The sequence below is a fragment of the Methylobacterium sp. Leaf456 genome, assembly GCF_001425465.1.
Lineage (GTDB): Bacteria > Pseudomonadota > Alphaproteobacteria > Rhizobiales > Beijerinckiaceae > Methylobacterium.
On record NZ_LMQV01000007.1, the window covers coordinates 128,849 to 143,255 of the forward strand.

General features: G+C 63.2%; 12 protein-coding genes, 1 tRNA gene and 1 pseudogene. 11 read left to right on the forward strand and 3 right to left on the reverse strand.

Annotated features, from left to right (window positions below):
- The first annotated feature begins 88 nt into the window (after nucleotides 1–88).
- From ASG52_RS08200 to ASG52_RS28620, 3 genes and pseudogenes are all read left to right on the forward strand, one after another.
- Nucleotides 89–877 (forward strand): alpha/beta fold hydrolase, encoded by a 789-nt coding sequence (locus tag ASG52_RS08200; protein ID WP_056241483.1) that lies wholly within the window; start codon nucleotides 89–91, stop codon nucleotides 875–877.
- Between the two features lie 324 nt (nucleotides 878–1,201).
- Nucleotides 1,202–2,284 (forward strand): catalase family protein, encoded by a 1,083-nt coding sequence (locus ASG52_RS08205; protein WP_056241550.1) that lies wholly within the window; start codon nucleotides 1,202–1,204, stop codon nucleotides 2,282–2,284.
- Between the two features lie 33 nt (nucleotides 2,285–2,317).
- Nucleotides 2,318–2,888, forward strand: a pseudogene (locus ASG52_RS28620) (type 1 glutamine amidotransferase domain-containing protein).
- 383 nt (nucleotides 2,889–3,271) lie between these two features.
- Here the strand turns inward: ASG52_RS28620 and ASG52_RS27005 are convergent.
- Both ASG52_RS27005 and ASG52_RS27010 read right to left on the reverse strand, forming a co-directional pair.
- Nucleotides 3,272–3,550, reverse strand: coding sequence for a hypothetical protein (locus ASG52_RS27005; RefSeq protein WP_156383848.1), 279 nt, complete (start codon nucleotides 3,548–3,550; stop codon nucleotides 3,272–3,274).
- Nucleotides 3,551–4,034: 484 nt separating this feature from the next.
- Entirely contained in the window at nucleotides 4,035–5,960 is a 1,926-nt protein-coding gene (locus ASG52_RS27010; protein WP_156383849.1) for a M15 family metallopeptidase, read from the reverse strand.
- A gap of 833 nt (nucleotides 5,961–6,793) precedes the next feature.
- Here ASG52_RS27010 and ASG52_RS08215 point away from each other — a divergent pair.
- The 8 genes from ASG52_RS08215 (at nucleotide 6,794) to ASG52_RS08245 (ending at nucleotide 14,024) form a co-directional block, all read left to right on the forward strand.
- Nucleotides 6,794–7,048 carry a hypothetical protein gene (locus ASG52_RS08215; protein WP_056241486.1) on the forward strand — a complete coding sequence of 85 codons (255 nt, stop codon included), beginning with the start codon at nucleotides 6,794–6,796 and terminating at the stop codon, nucleotides 7,046–7,048.
- Nucleotides 7,049–7,187: 139 nt separating this feature from the next.
- A complete protein-coding gene (locus ASG52_RS08220) occupies nucleotides 7,188–7,829 on the forward strand; it encodes a 2,3-bisphosphoglycerate-dependent phosphoglycerate mutase (protein ID WP_056241489.1) in 642 nt (213 codons plus the stop codon).
- Nucleotides 7,830–7,976: 147 nt separating this feature from the next.
- A complete protein-coding gene (locus ASG52_RS27015; RefSeq protein ID WP_156383850.1) occupies nucleotides 7,977–8,159 on the forward strand; it encodes a hypothetical protein in 183 nt (60 codons plus the stop codon).
- Between the two features lie 126 nt (nucleotides 8,160–8,285).
- Nucleotides 8,286–8,963 (forward strand): hypothetical protein, encoded by a 678-nt coding sequence (locus tag ASG52_RS08225; protein ID WP_056241491.1) that lies wholly within the window; start codon nucleotides 8,286–8,288, stop codon nucleotides 8,961–8,963.
- Between the two features lie 64 nt (nucleotides 8,964–9,027).
- On the forward strand, nucleotides 9,028–10,101 hold the full coding sequence (locus ASG52_RS08230) for a hypothetical protein (RefSeq protein ID WP_056241494.1): 1,074 nt from the start codon (nucleotides 9,028–9,030) through the stop codon (nucleotides 10,099–10,101).
- A gap of 2 nt (nucleotides 10,102–10,103) precedes the next feature.
- The gene (locus tag ASG52_RS08235; RefSeq protein WP_056241497.1) at nucleotides 10,104–11,747 is read left to right on the forward strand and encodes a Dyp-type peroxidase; all 1,644 of its coding nucleotides are present in this window, start codon (nucleotides 10,104–10,106) and stop codon (nucleotides 11,745–11,747) included.
- Nucleotides 11,748–11,874: 127 nt separating this feature from the next.
- Nucleotides 11,875–13,248: a cytochrome P450 gene (locus tag ASG52_RS08240; protein ID WP_056241500.1), complete on the forward strand. Its 1,374-nt coding sequence runs from the start codon at nucleotides 11,875–11,877 to the stop codon at nucleotides 13,246–13,248.
- Nucleotides 13,245–14,024, forward strand: a complete 780-nt coding sequence (locus ASG52_RS08245; RefSeq protein ID WP_056241502.1) for a glutathione S-transferase C-terminal domain-containing protein — start codon at nucleotides 13,245–13,247, stop codon at nucleotides 14,022–14,024. The genes ASG52_RS08240 and ASG52_RS08245 overlap by 4 nt, the downstream gene beginning before the upstream one ends.
- A gap of 140 nt (nucleotides 14,025–14,164) precedes the next feature.
- Here the strand turns inward: ASG52_RS08245 and ASG52_RS08250 are convergent.
- Nucleotides 14,165–14,241 (reverse strand) — tRNA-Met (locus ASG52_RS08250).
- Between the last annotated feature and the right edge of the window lie 166 nt (nucleotides 14,242–14,407).

The following is a 14,407-nucleotide window of genomic DNA, read 5'->3' on the forward strand; positions in this document are numbered from 1 at the left end:
ATGGATCTGATTGAAACGTCCGGCCTGACGAAATCTGCGACGGACCACTGTTCGGACTGCAGGGCAATTATTGAAGGACAATGCCATCATGTCCCTACATTTCGAACGTATCGGCACGGGCCGGCCGCTGCTTATGGTCCATGGGCTCGGGTCCAATCTCCGCACATGGGATCCGCTCCTGCCCGCATTGCGCGACTTGTGCGAACTGATTTTAGTCGACTTGCCAGGACATGGCAGGTCGGCCCCGCTCGCGGGTCGGCAGACGATGGAGGCCCACGCGGACGCCCTCGCCGGCTTCGTGACGTCTCAAGGCTTGACGACAGCGGACCTTGTCGGCAGTTCGGTGGGAGGCCGGCTGGTGCTGGAGCTGGCGCGGCGGGGCATCGGTCGGCACTGCGTGGCGCTTGATCCCGGCGGCTTCTGGCGTGGGTGGGAAACGCGCTGGCTCCACTGGACGCTCGCGGCATCGATACGCTTGGTGCGGTTGCTGCAGCCCTTCCATCCCGGCCTGTCGCGCCACGCCGTCACCCGTACGCTGTTACTGGCCCAACTGTCGGCCCGTCCGTGGGCGCTGCCACCGCAGCTTGTCGTAGGAGAGTTGCAGAGTCTGGCGGCCACACCGGTGTTCGATGCGATGCTGCGTGAGCTGGCACACGGGCCGTTGCAGCAGGGTTCGGCAACGACCCCCGGCTTTGTCACCATAGGCTGGGGCCGCCAGGACCACCTGCTGCTGCCGCGCCAAGCTGCACGCGCCCAGATAGCATTCCCGTCGGCCCAGCTGCACTGGTTCGAGCGCTGCGGCCACTTCCCGCATTGGGATCAGCCTGCCGAGACGGTGCGCGTAATCCTTGAAACGATTGGGAAGGATGCGCCTTAAATTGCTCGTCGAACACCCGAGCCCACGGTCATCCACGGGTCGTCGAACATAGCGGCCAAGCTTGCCTCCTCCGCTCAGCAACTGGTCCATGGTCCAACTGCTTTTGCCGCGAAAACAAAGCAGCGCTTCGAGGCCAACTTATAGCGCAGCCGAACTCAGGCGGATTTTACACGGACGCGAATTCATCATGGAACGGGAACAGCGCGCAGCCCCCCGATGTTCGAAGCAGGATTCCCTTTTCGACTCGATACGTCGAACCCCGCGTCCGCTTCGCTCTCCCCTGCTGCGGTCCGCATCATTTCCCCGATCACCGGGAGGAAAATCCTGACCTACCTTCGATACGCGCCCAACATCGAGCGGCCCGCGCCGGACGAGCAGAAGACGATTGACGGCATCATCCAAGGCATGACGCAGCAATCGGAGACGGTCGAGGCACGCGAGCACCATGCCGTGCGTGCCAGCCATGCCAAAAGCTCCGCCTGCGTGACGGGCGAGTTGACGATTTCCGCCGGCCTGGCACCCGAACTGGCGCAAGGGTTGTTCGCCACGCCCGGCACCCACCCTGTGGCGGTTCGTTTCGCTCAAGGACCAGGCGAGACCTTGGGTGACCGGGTGTCGACCCACCGCGGCATGTCCATCAAGGTTTTCGACGTTCCGGGAGAGAAGCTCCCCGGCCATTCCGTCGACACCCAGGATTTCGTGCTCGCGACCGGGACCACCTTCCCGTCCGGCACGGCGGCGGGCTTCCTGCGCGACGGCACGGTCATCGGCAAGTCGACCGGCCTGCCGGAGGGGGTGAAGAGCGCGGTGTCGTCGACCATGCGCAACATCAACAAGGCGCTCCATGCCTTCGGCACTGAGAGCGCGTTCGCCGACTTCTTCGGGCACCCCTACAGCCATCCGCTTGCCGACAGCTACTTCAGCCAGGCGCCGGTACGCTTCGGCGATTACGTGGCCAAGCTCGGGGCCGTGCCCGCGACCGAGGCGCAGCGCGCGCTGTCCGAGTGGCGGTTGGACCCGAATGAAGACGAGGACGGCTTCCGGCACGCCACGGTCGCCTTCCTCAGGGACAACGAGGTGGTGTTCGAATTGAAGGCGCAGCTCTGGGCCGATGCCGAGCGCCAGCCCATTGAGGATTCCTCGGTCGACTGGCCGGTCTCGATCAGCCCGTACCGCACGGTGGCGACGATCCGCCTGCCTCGGCAGGACGCCTACTCCCCCGAGCGGGTGCGTTACTTCGACGAGGTGATGACCTTCCGCCCGGCGCACAGCCTCGTGGCGCACCGGCCGCTGGGCTCGATCATGCGGGCGCGCTTGCAGGTCTACCAAGCGCTGAGCGACTTCCGCCACCGGGAAAACGCCGTGACCGCCGAGAATACCGCCTCGCCCGAGAGCATCCCGGCCTGAGGCGCCCCTTACCCACTGTCATGCAGAGGAACGATCCATGACCCTTCAGGGAAAACCATCGCCATCCTGATCGCCCCCCGGGGACGGAGGAGCCAGAATTCACGAAGCCTCGCGAGGCGCTGCTTGCAGCCGGCGCGACCGTCACGGTGGTCGGGCTTGAGGCAGGAGAGGCCGAGGCCGTCAACAACGACCTGACCCCGCCGGTAAGTACCCGGTCGACAAGGTCAGCGACGGCGTGTCCGCCTCAGACTTTGACGGTCTCGTCATCCCCGGCGGCAGCGTGGGGGCCGACAAGCTCCGGGGCAGCGAGGCCGTGGTCGGCTTCGTCCGAGACTTCTTTCAGCAAGCCAAGCCGGTCGGCGTCATCTGCCACGGCCCCTGGACGTTGGGAGAGGCCGACGTCGTGAAGGGGCGCAAGCTGACGTCGTTCCCGACCGTGAAGACCGACATCCGCAACGCGGGCGGGGAATGGGTCGATGCGGAGGTGGTGGTCGACAAGGGCCTCGTCATCAGCCGCAACCCGAAGGACCTGCCGGCGTTCTGTGCCAAGATCGTCGAGGAGTTTGCGGAAGGGCGTCATCCGGACCAAGCCCGCAGCGCCTGAAGCCGTCTCACGTCGGTTTTGGCATAGGCCAGCCCCGGCGCTCAACGCCGGTCGACCTCACACCGCTTTCCCAGACCAGCAGCCGTTCGGTGCTGATGCACGCACCGAACGGCTGCTTTATGGAGTTCTGCTTCCTCACAGCCATGACTGGGTTGGGTCGGATGCAGAACGTCCGCTTGCGGGCAGCGAGCCAATCTCCGCTTCCCACCCTAAGCGGACTCGCGGGGTGTCCGCTTCCAAGCATTCCACCAGGCCAGTTCTCTATGGATGGTTCGCATGGAAAGTTCCGTTTTGGATGGTCCGTGTCGATATCCAAAACAGACCGCGGCGCAGGGTGCGCTATGGGCACACCTAAACCGAACCATACGGATGGGCTGCTATTATCAGAGGTTCAAAGCGATGCACTCATACGTGCTGCACTTCATGCCGCCGACAAGCGGCGCATTCCGCCAATATTTCACCGTTCCAGTTCCGCAGATGGGACATGGCGCTTGGGAGGCGAACGGTTGATGATCGCGCTCCCGCTCAAAAGCCCTGATCAAGTCATAAGCCGGTGCCATCGCCTTCTCGATACGATCACCCAAACCTGGACTGGGCTCGCCCGAGCGGTTCGATAGTTCGGCCTTGAGGTCGTCCCAGAGGGCCTTCGCATCGGTTGTCATCTCTCACTCATAGCGCAAGGTCGCATTTGGTCGAAAGCGGCTGTCAAGTCCGGTTCGCTTAAGGGGCCCCAAAGCGGACTGACAGCGCCGGTTCTCCTCTCCACACATAAATCGAACCGCACGCTTGGTCTGCAGAGGTGAGAGGCTGACATTCGCTTCTCACGTGGCGTAGGTCTGGAGTGAGAGCCGCAGCGAACAATTGGGTAGATCTGCTCCGACGATGCCAGAGGCTCACTCGGGCATCCCGACGTCAAACGGCCCCGCTGAAGCGGAGCCGTTTGTCGAATGTTGGCCGATTTGCGGGAGGCGCAGGTTGAGCCTTCAGGGCTGACAGCGAACCTCAGCGAGAACGACCACGCCATCGGTTTCACCGAGTTCGATCCTACACGGCAGCACCGAGTTCGCGAGTTGGACTCGCAGTCAGGGTGCGGTAGGGACGAAACGAGAGGTCTCCGATCCTCTCGCTTCTGTTTTCGGCAAGCTCTTATATTACAAAAAAATCAGCGTGCGTTATGTTAGTCGGCCTATTCTCGAGAACCGCAAAAACAACCGCCTTTGCCGCACCATTACCATCAGCGTCGTAGGAGAGCGCACCTGATTTCTGATCGTAAAGGATGTAGTCATTTATATCCTTCGCGTCGCCGAGGGAAAACTGCGACGTGTCAAGGGCATGACCCGATTTACCAAGCTTAGTGAATATGGCATGGTCTAGCTCAATTTCATCGACAGATTGAAAATCCATTATGCGATCAACATTATTTTTTGCGTTCAGTATAGTGTCAAACACAAAGAAGTCAGAGTCTTTTCCGCCATACAGGGTATCGTTCCCTAATCCGCCCTTCAGGGTGTCGATACCATTGCCTCCTCTTATTATATCGTCCCCGCCATTTCCCACTAAATAATTATCCTTGTTATTGCCGCTAATCGCATCTTTACCTGCGCTACCCTGCTTAACATCTGCGAACAGCGACATAAGTTTGGCAGTTGAAAATTCGAAGTGCATGTCGTCTTCGCGGCCGCCGGAGAAGCCAGAACCGGCGACCCACCCCTCTTTATTGAAAAGAGGTGTAATTTTTGCAAGAGCAAGATGCAGCTGCCCGTCCGCTACATAGTCCAGGATACCATCGACCTTTAAATCGATAGACGTTCCCCAGGAATGGGATGAAAAACTTTCTTTGCCATCTATTTTTCTCGGAACTAGGACACCTGCAGATGAAAGACTCTCTAGTATAGGTGTCATCCCCTTGAGAGAACCATAAATTGAGGATGCTTCATTCATTATTTTTGTAAGGGAGTCCGCCACTACTTTGATAGTATCATATTTTACTCCGTCGATCACAACAGACGATTTATCCCGCGCCAGCATCGCCTTGATATGATTGCTATATGCATAAGTGCCATTGCCATTATTAATCGGAGTTCCAAGCAAATCTTCGAGAAGCGCTGCTGTGGGCGTTGTAAGCTTCGTCCCATCAGGATTTATATTTAGATTTTTTACAGTTGAAAGCGATACGAGTTCAGACCATTTTGTGATTTTCAATTGTTTATTATTGAATTTTATTACCTCGATATTGTAAATAATGTCAGTTTCTACCGTTTTATTGTTCAATTGCTTCTGAACAACGATATGCTTATTGTCAGACTTTATTTTACCCCCAAGAACATATTCGTAGTTAAGGCCGTCCAAGACTAAAGTATCTTTGCCGGAGCCACCGTCAACGAGATCTCTGCCTCCGCCGGGCCTAATCGTATCATCACCAGCCCCACCATTTATATTCTCATGCATTCGTCCACCGGTAATGTTGTCATTGCCATTTCCCGCATCAAACTGATAGCGGCCGTCCGGAGACGTTGATATACTCCACTCACTCCATTTTGTGGCCGAGTTTGGGAGTGTTACAACATCATTACCATTTTTACTTGATCCAGCTGAGTAAAAGAAGAAATTTGAGGCCTTGAGCTTATTAAGATCGCGTGTTTCAGATTTCTCTGTGAACAAAGAAGGCATATCGTGATATATATTATACCATTGGTAAGAAGTTATTGAGCCATTATAATCACTTTTAAATAGATCGTCATGCATAGTCCAGGTGTATTGAGGGCCACTAGATCCATTCCAGCCATACCCTTCTGGTCCATATGGCAATTTATCTTCAGAAGGCTGCTCAATTACTAAATCGACACTTCTGGTTACGAAGGCCGCAACTGTTCCAGTCAATATAAATTGCCCAGGCTGCCAATATCCTTTCGAAACAGAGGCATAGGCAGTAATCTTAGGCACGTCAGTAAGCATAACTCCATCATAATAAAGCTTGTCAGAGTTCAGGCCCCAATTATCAGGCACTTTATTTGGACTGAATGCATGAAAACTTACGGTTGATTTTACCTTAACGTAGGTTGCGTATGACATGAAAAATCCTCAACAACACTAGTGCCGCAGCGTTTGGTTTGGGACGATAAAGCCGAGCGGCTTGCCTTCCCGTCAAGCTCCACCACACCATACCGAATGCGACGGCTGCAATCCGTATTGTTCCCCTGCAGGATTTTTAATTTCATTTGTAAGTTGAAAAACTGATATAAGCAACTCTAGGGGAAAAGGCGCAGGTATATGTCATGCCACTAGGAAAGGGTAGTGGGAGTACCTCCTTCCGTTCGCGGTCAGCTGGGCTTGCCCCTCTTACTTACTACTAAACCAGACCTTCATCATGCCGTGTCCTGTGCACAGGCCTTCAGCTAACCCTCGTGCATGCCTGATTCATGCCTGGATCACATCATTTCGGAAGCCCTATTCGGCTTCACGCCTATGTGTGATCTGGAAAGCGACACTTAACGCGCCGTGATGCTTTGGGCGATGTTTCCTTAGACTCCTTCCGTGGTCGGTGCTCATTTTCCGCATTCGGCACAGGCGGGCCCCTACTCGAACCTACGTCGTCTTATCATTGATGTGCTCGGCTCGTTGGAAGCGACGCTAGGTGCCGAGACTAGGGGTGATAAGAGCCTCGAAGCGGAACGGTCCAGTGTCGACAACGGGCCGAAGGCGTCTGTCAGGGCCGGTTCGTTAAAGTCGGACCCATATCGGACTTACAGCGCCGGTAACGTCCGCAAGCCACCCTCAGCGGCCTCTCGCACAGTCAAGCGATCGGGTTTTGCCCCCAGCGCCGCCCTGCGCGCCCGGCGCCATCGCTTTCGCGCGCGCCACGTGGGAGAGCAGGCGCCGAGACAGTGCTGCGGAGAACACCGGCCATGGCCATGAAGACCACCTACGTCGTCCAGGCGTTCGAGCTGAAGCGCAAGCGGCTGGTGCCGGGGACGAAGGAGGTCGTCGGCACCGAGAGCGGCGCGTTGAAGAAGGCGCAGGCCGTGGCCGGCCGGCTGCCCGGCGCGGCGGCGCTCAAGATCGTGGCCGACGACGAGACCGGCGAACTGGAGAGCGTGGCGATCCTCGAAGCCTTCGGCGAGGTGCCGGAGGATTTCGCGGAAAACCTCCAGGGCGGGTAGACTCCCATGCCGCATCGGCTTTTTCCGAAAGCCGGTTCCCACCTTTCGGGCCGATGCTCTGCCCCCCTCGCCTGATGGCCGAGCTTGGGGCAAAGGAGCGCCCGAAGGGGCCGCGCGCGCCCCGCGGACGGGGAAGCGGATGAACGAAACGACACGCGCGCCGGCTCTGGTGCTGATGCGGCACGGGCAGAGCGAGGACAACGCGCGCGACCTGTTTTCGGGCCTGCGCGATCCCGCCCTGACGCCCCGCGGCGTCGAGGAGGCCAAAACTGCGGGCCGCGCCATGCGCGAGCGCGGCCTGCACTTCGACGTCGCCTTCACCAGCCGGCTCCAACGCGCGCAGACCACCCTATCGCTGCTGCTGACGGAACTCGGCCGGCCCGACCTGCCGGTGGAGTCGGACCCCGCCCTCAACGAGCGCGATTACGGGGCGCTGGCCGGCCTCAACAAGACGCAGGCGCGGGCGCAGTTCGGCACGGAGCGGGTCCGGTCCTGGCGCAAATCCTACGCGGCGGTGCCGCCGGGCGGCGAGAGCCTCGCCATGGCCGCCGCGCGGGTCTGGCCGTTCTTCGAGGGCACCATCCTGCCGCGCCTGCGCGCGGGCGCCTCGGTGCTGGTGGTCGCGCACGGCAATTCGCTGCGCGCGCTCCTCGTCCAGCTCGACCGCATCGCCCCCGAGGCGATCGAAGCCGTCAATCTCGGCACCGCCGAGTTCCTGACCTACGCCCCCGATCCGGAGGGGCGATGGGTGCGCGCGCCTGCGTCGCCCCCGGCCGCCTGACAGACGGGCGCAACGAGGCCGGGAAATCCTGTGGGAAAACCCGATTGTCGAATCGGAATTTTTCTCCCTATAAAGACCAAGCGAATCGGTCCTCACTGGCCGGTCGCCCGATTTCGATGACGATTCGCGATCTCGCCCGACACGGGATTGCGGATCACCTGTTTTGATGCTGTTGCGTGGGTCGATCCGGCGACGGATCGGCGACGAATTCTCGATATTCGCGAGGTGATCGATGCTTCGATCCTTGATGCGATCCGTTCCGGCGCGCGTTTCGAACGCTCGGACAGTGTAGCCCTGAGCTTGGACCGAGCCCGCACGCTTCGCGACTGAAGGCACCACGCGACGGACCGGCGGCCGGCTCGTCGCAACAACGCACGTCACAACAAGGACTTGGAGCCGTCGCGCCGGTGATCGGGGCGAGCGGGATTCCGGCCGTCGTCACCAGGGGGAAGCGCCGTGTCGAACGTGGCTGGCAAGGCCTACGGCATGAACGTCGTCACGCCGATGCGGCCGTGGACGACGTGGATCAACCAGTTCCTGTTCATGGTCGCGCGCTGCATGCCAGGCTTCCTGCAGGGACTGCTCGGCCTGTCGCTGATTCACTTCGCCCGCTGGGTGATGATCCGGCGCGACCAGTGGCCCGATCTCGGCCAGGGCAAGCCCCGGCTCGCCAACGACTACATGCTGTTCGTCAGCAACTTCAACGGCACCTGGGACCAATACATCGACGCCTTCTCCGACGGCATCCCCAACGGCCTGGATCTGTTCTGGTATTCGAGCATCAAATACCCGCACTCGATTCCGGTGACGCCGTTCAAGGACTACATCCAGGATAACCAGTTCGACACGAGCTACTATTACAACGCCACGCCCGGCTCGGCCCAGCGGGACGTCAAGGCGGCGCTCCGGGTCGCGCAGGGGTTGCGGCGGCTCGGCGCCGCGCATGCCGAGGGCCCGCAGGCCTTCGCCAAGGCCTACCGCGAGGCCATGACCGGCGCGGGCGGGCGCCCCGGCCTCCAGAACATGCTCGGCTGGCCGGGCTACGCGCCGATCGCCAGCACCGACACTGACGAGGCCGACCGCAACCGCGCGCCCTTCATCGGCGGGCGTACGCCGACGCCGCCCTTCCAATAGGCGCCGCCCGCGCGAGCCCCGACGCCGTGCCCACGGCGCCCCGTCCCTCATCCGGAATCGCCCGATGCCCAATTTCGACGGCGGCCACTATTTCCTGACCGTGCTCGTGCCCGTGCGCACCGACGTGCTCATGACCGACGACGGCCAGACCTGCTCGCCGGTCGCGGCCCTGCACCGCGCGCTGCTCGTGCTGCCGACCGCGCTGCAATCGCCCGAGACGGAGCGGATCGGCATCAACAGCCCGTTCTCCCGCGCCACCCGCACGCATTTCGCGCGCTTCGCCATCCTCACCGACGTGGTGTTCAACGGCCGCAATGCGCGCAACGCCCTGCAGGTGGCCCTGCGCGGCCCCAACCCCGTGCTCGCCGAGCCGGTCGATCAACTGCCCTGCCCCTACCTGATGTTCGTGGCCGACTTCGACGCGAAGACGGGCGACGAGAGCGAGCTGCGCAGCTACCTCGACGAGCTGTGGCGGACGATGAGCAAGGAACTGACCTCGATCCTCGACACCTGCGAGGGCTTCAAGGGCATCAAGGACAGCCGCAGCTTCCAGGATTACGTGCTGCGCTGCCAGATCGAGACGACGATGCCGTTCAACGATTACTGGACGGAGAGCCCTCCCTTCCCCTCGCTCTCGGTCGAGACGCTGATCTGGCCGCCGCTCGCGGCGGCCGCCGTCACCGCGCTCGCCGTGCTGCTCGGCCTGTTCCACGGCGGGCCGTGGTTCTGGATCGCGGCCTTGGGCTTTGCTGCGCTCGCCGTCAGCCTGTTCGTCGCCTACCGTCGGGTGATGCGCACCGGCCAGGAGCCGTTCCCGGCGGCCCCCGATTCCGACCTGCCCTCGGTGCTCAAGGCGCTCTACCTGCAGCAGGCCTTCACCCGCTTCGCCATCGACGGCCAGGGCCTCGACGACGACGCCCTGCACGCGGCGTTCGGGACATTCCTCGCCGACCACAAGCCCGCCGACGTGACGGGGCCGACGCAAGAGGCCGGCGTCGTCCGCTCGGTCGCGCCCAAACCCGTGGCGCCGGGTCCGCTGTTGCCTGCGCTGGAGGACGACGAGGAACCGTCGCCGCTCGCGCCGGCCGCCGCCGCCGGCGCCCTGCCCAAGCTGGAACCGACCCAGGGAGAGCCGTGACCATGGCCCGGGCGCTCGATCTCGCCGACATCCAGGGCAACATCCTGCGCGCCTACGGGCGGCAGGGTTTCCCGAAGGCGCGCTACGTCTTCCTGCACATCAAGAACCCCACGGACGGCCGCAAGTTCGTCGATCGCATCCGCCCCTCCATCACCACCGCGGTGAAGTGGGACGAGTCGCGGGCGCATTACCCGGACGGCGGCGGCGTCGTGGTGCCGCGCCCGAAGGTGACGATCAACATCGCCTTCACCTTCTACGGCCTCTACCGGCTCGGCCTGCCGACCACGACGTTGCGTCAACTCCCCTCCGAATTCATCGAGGGGATGGGCCTGCGCGCCGCCATCCTCGGCGACCGCGGCCCCGATCCGGACGCGCTGTGGAAATGGGACCCGATCTGGGAGGACCCGCAAGGGGAACGACAGGTCCACGCGCTGCTCGCCTTCAACGCCGCGATGAACCCCGACGGCACGCCGGTCGAGGATCTGGAGCGGGCGACCCAGTGGCTGCGCGACCAGTGCGCGGCGGTCGATGACGGCGTCGTCATCCTCAAAGGCCACGGCCGCGACGGCGAGCAAGAGTATCAGGACGCCTCCGCGATCATGCGGGAGGGGGAGAACGGGCCGGTGCCGACCTCCAAGGAGCCGTTCGGCTTCACCGACGGCTTCGGCGATCCGGTCTTCGACGGTCAGTACGACGCGGTGATGGAGCCAATCCGCGCGATCGGCGGCGGCGCGATCACGCCGCAGCGCACGTGGCGCTCTCTCGCCACCGGCGAGTTCCTGCTCGGCTACCCCGACGAGGCGCAGGAGCTCTCCGGCGCGGGGCGCCCCTTCGATCTCACCCGCAACGGCACCTTCATGGCCTACCGCAAGCTCGGCCAGGACGTGACCGCCTTCCGCGACGCCATGACCCGCTACGCCGAGAGCTACGCCAAAGTGATGGGCGTGCCCCTCGACGAGGCCGAGGAGACGGTGCGGGCCAAGATCGCCGGGCGCTGGTCCGACGGGGTGCCGCTGATGGCCGCCCCCACCTACGCCGAGTGGCAGGCTTTCCAGGCGAAGGTGAAAGAGCGGGGCACGCGCAAGGCCAAGGTGGCCCTCAGCGAAGAGGCCGGCGGGCGCCAGCAGCAGGACGACCCCATCGCCAAATCGCTGGTCGACTTCATGTTCGGCGACGATCCCGAGGGCCTGCGCTGCCCGCTCGGCGCGCACCTGCGCCGCGCCAATCCCCGCGACATGCTCGACCCGACCTACAAGCCGGGCGATAAGACCAGCTCCAACGGCTCGGTGCTCAACAACCGCCGCCGCATCCTGCGGCGCGGCCTGCCCTACCAGGATCCCAACGGCGACGAGGGCATCGTCTTCCTGGCGATCTGCTCCAGCCTGTTCCGGCAGTTCGAGTTCGTCCAGCAGCAATGGATGAATTACGGGCTCGACTTCAACGTCGCCAGCGACACCTGCCCACTGATCGGCAACCACGGCGAGGATTCCAAGTTCGTCATCGCCGCCGACCCGAAGAGCGGCCAACCGCCGTTCTTCGCCGATAAGCTACCGCAATTCGTCGAGATGCGCGGCGGCGAATACTTCTTCATCCCGAGCATGACGGCGCTCCGCCTGATCGCCATGGGCGTGGTCGACCCGACCTAGAGCACCGTCCTAATTATAGGATTCAGGACGATGCCCTATGTTTTTGTACTGCATCGTCTTTTCCGAAAGCCGGAAACCACCTTTCGGGACGATGCTCTAGTTTTTGCGACTTAGGCGAGCGCCCGATATGTCTGTTCTGACAAACCTGTTTCGGGCGCTCGCCGTGCGCGTGAGCGCGCTCGCTACGGCGCTCGTGGCCTTGGTTCGCCTTGCCGGAATCGCGATCCGGGCGCTCATAGGCGGCCAGGGCACGTTCGGCTCGCGCGTCGCGGCGGCACTGACCGCGCCGAGCGGGCAAGTGCTGGTCTTTTCCGTCCTGCGGGTGTTTCGGCCCAACCTCGTGATCGGCCGCTCGCTGATCACGGCCTACCCCAACACCGGCACGGCGATCGTCACGCGCCACGCCGACGTGCAGGAGGTGCTCGCCCGCGACGCGGATTTCGCCGTCGTCTACGAGCCGCGCATGCGGATGATCACCGGCGGGCGCAACTTCTTCCTCGGCATGGCCGACACGCCCGACTACACCCGCGACGTCGCGCTGATGCGCCTCGCCATGCGCCGCGAGGATGTCGCGACCGTGGTCGCGCCCTTCGCCGCCGCGCTGGCCGAGCGGCTGGTCGCGGGCAAGGACGGCCGCATCGACGTGCCCCAGGCCCTGAGCCTGCGCGTGCCGGCCCGACTCGTCGGCGAATACTTCGGGACACCCGGCCCGACCGAGCGGGCGATGATCGACTGGACCACGACCCTGTTCTGGTACCTGTTTCTCGATCTCAACGCCGCCCCGGCGGTCGGCCTGCGGGCGCGGGAAGCCGCGGCGGCGCTCCGCTCTTATCTCGACGAGACGATCCAGGCACGCAAAGCCTCGGACGAGAAGCGGGACGACGTGCTCGGCCGCTGCCTCGCGCTGCAAGCCGCCGGCACGCCCGGCGCCGACGACACCGGTATCCGCGACAACCTCATCGGCCTCCTGATCGGCGCCGTGCCGACGACCTCGAAGGCCGCTTGCCAAGCGCTCGACGCCCTCCTCGACCGGCCGGAGGCCCTGGACGGCGCCGTCGCGGCGGCCAAAGCCGACGACGATGCCGGGGTGGCCGCCCACGTGTTCGAGGCCCTGCGCTTCGCCCCGGTCAACCCGGTGATCTACCGGCGGGCCCTGCGCGAGACCGTGATCGCCCGCTCGACCTTGCGCGCCTGCACCGTCCCCGAGGGCACCATGGTGTTTGCCGCCAACCTCTCGGCGATGTTCGACCCGCTCACGATCGAAGCGCCCGACGCTTTCCGCACCGACCGCCCGTGGGAAGACTACATCCTATGGGGCGAAGGCCTCCACACCTGCTTCGGTGCCCACGTCAACCGGGTGCTGATCCCGGCGATCCTCAAGCCGCTGCTCGCTCGCCCCGGCCTGCGCCGCGCCGCCGGTCCGCTCGGCCGGATCGACAGCGACGGCACCCCGTTCCCGGTCCATTTCGTCGTCGAGTACGACACGGAGGCAAGCCGATGAGCGAATCCAGCCTCGTCACCTTCCCGCCGAGCCTCGATTGCGAGCTCTCCCGCTTCCTGCTCGGCCAGTACCGCGTGCCCTACGTCGAAGACCGGCACACGCTGATCTTCTCCTTCGCCGTGACGTGGTGGAAGGCGCAGACCCTGCACTTCCCGCTGCTGGCCGGCGCCGGCCGCCCGCCCTTCGACAGCGTGCGCAAGATGATCGACGGGCTCGATCCCCTGGCGCCCTCGGACCTGCAATTGCTGCCCCCTCTCAGTACGAAGGAGCGCGACGCGGTCGAGGCCGACTGGCCGCGCTTCAACGCGACGCTGGGCGGCGCGGTCGCGGTGTTCAGCTATTTCCACCTGCTGCCGCACCGCGCGATCATGCTCCGCCCGCTCGGCGAAGGCACGCCCTGGTTCGAGCGGCTGACGGTATGGCTTGCCTACCCGGTCTTCTCGTGGCTGCTGACCTTCCTGCTCAAGCTGTCGGCCGCGAACGCGGAGACGGCGCTGGCGCAGATCCGCTCGGTGGTGGCGAGCGTCGATGCGCGGCTGGCCGATGGGCGACCCTACCTCGTCGGCGACCGCTTCACCCTCTCCGACATGGCCTTCGCCAACGCGCTCGGCCCCCTGGTCCTGCCCCCCCGCTACGGCGGCCCGCTCCCGACCTACGCGGAGATGCCGCCGATCCTCCAGCAGACCATCGCCGAAATGCGCGCCCGCCCGGCCGGGCGCTTCGCCATGCGGATCTACGCGGAGCACCGCCGATCGAGTGCGGTGAAGCCGCGCTGAGCGGAGGCAACGGTTTCGCGCCCTCCCCTCCGCCAATTCGAACCACGGATCAATGCGCGAAGCGCTATCCCGGAAAGGCGCCGGCGGCGATCCGGACAAGCAAAAGCCCCTGCGCTTGGAGCGCAGGGGCTTTGTGTTTTTGGTTGCGGGGGCTGGATTTGAACCAGCGACCTTCAGGTTATGAGCCTGACGAGCTACCGGGCTGCTCCACCCCGCGGCGGTGTCGGTGTTGTTATCGGTATCGGTCGCGGTCGCGGCACGGTGTGCGTGGCGTCGGCCGATGACCGGTCGTGTCGAGGGAATGTGGTGCGTGAGTGTTCTTGTGCTGGGCAGGCCTGGCGGCGACCGACTCTCCCGTGTCTTGAGACACAGTACCATGGGCG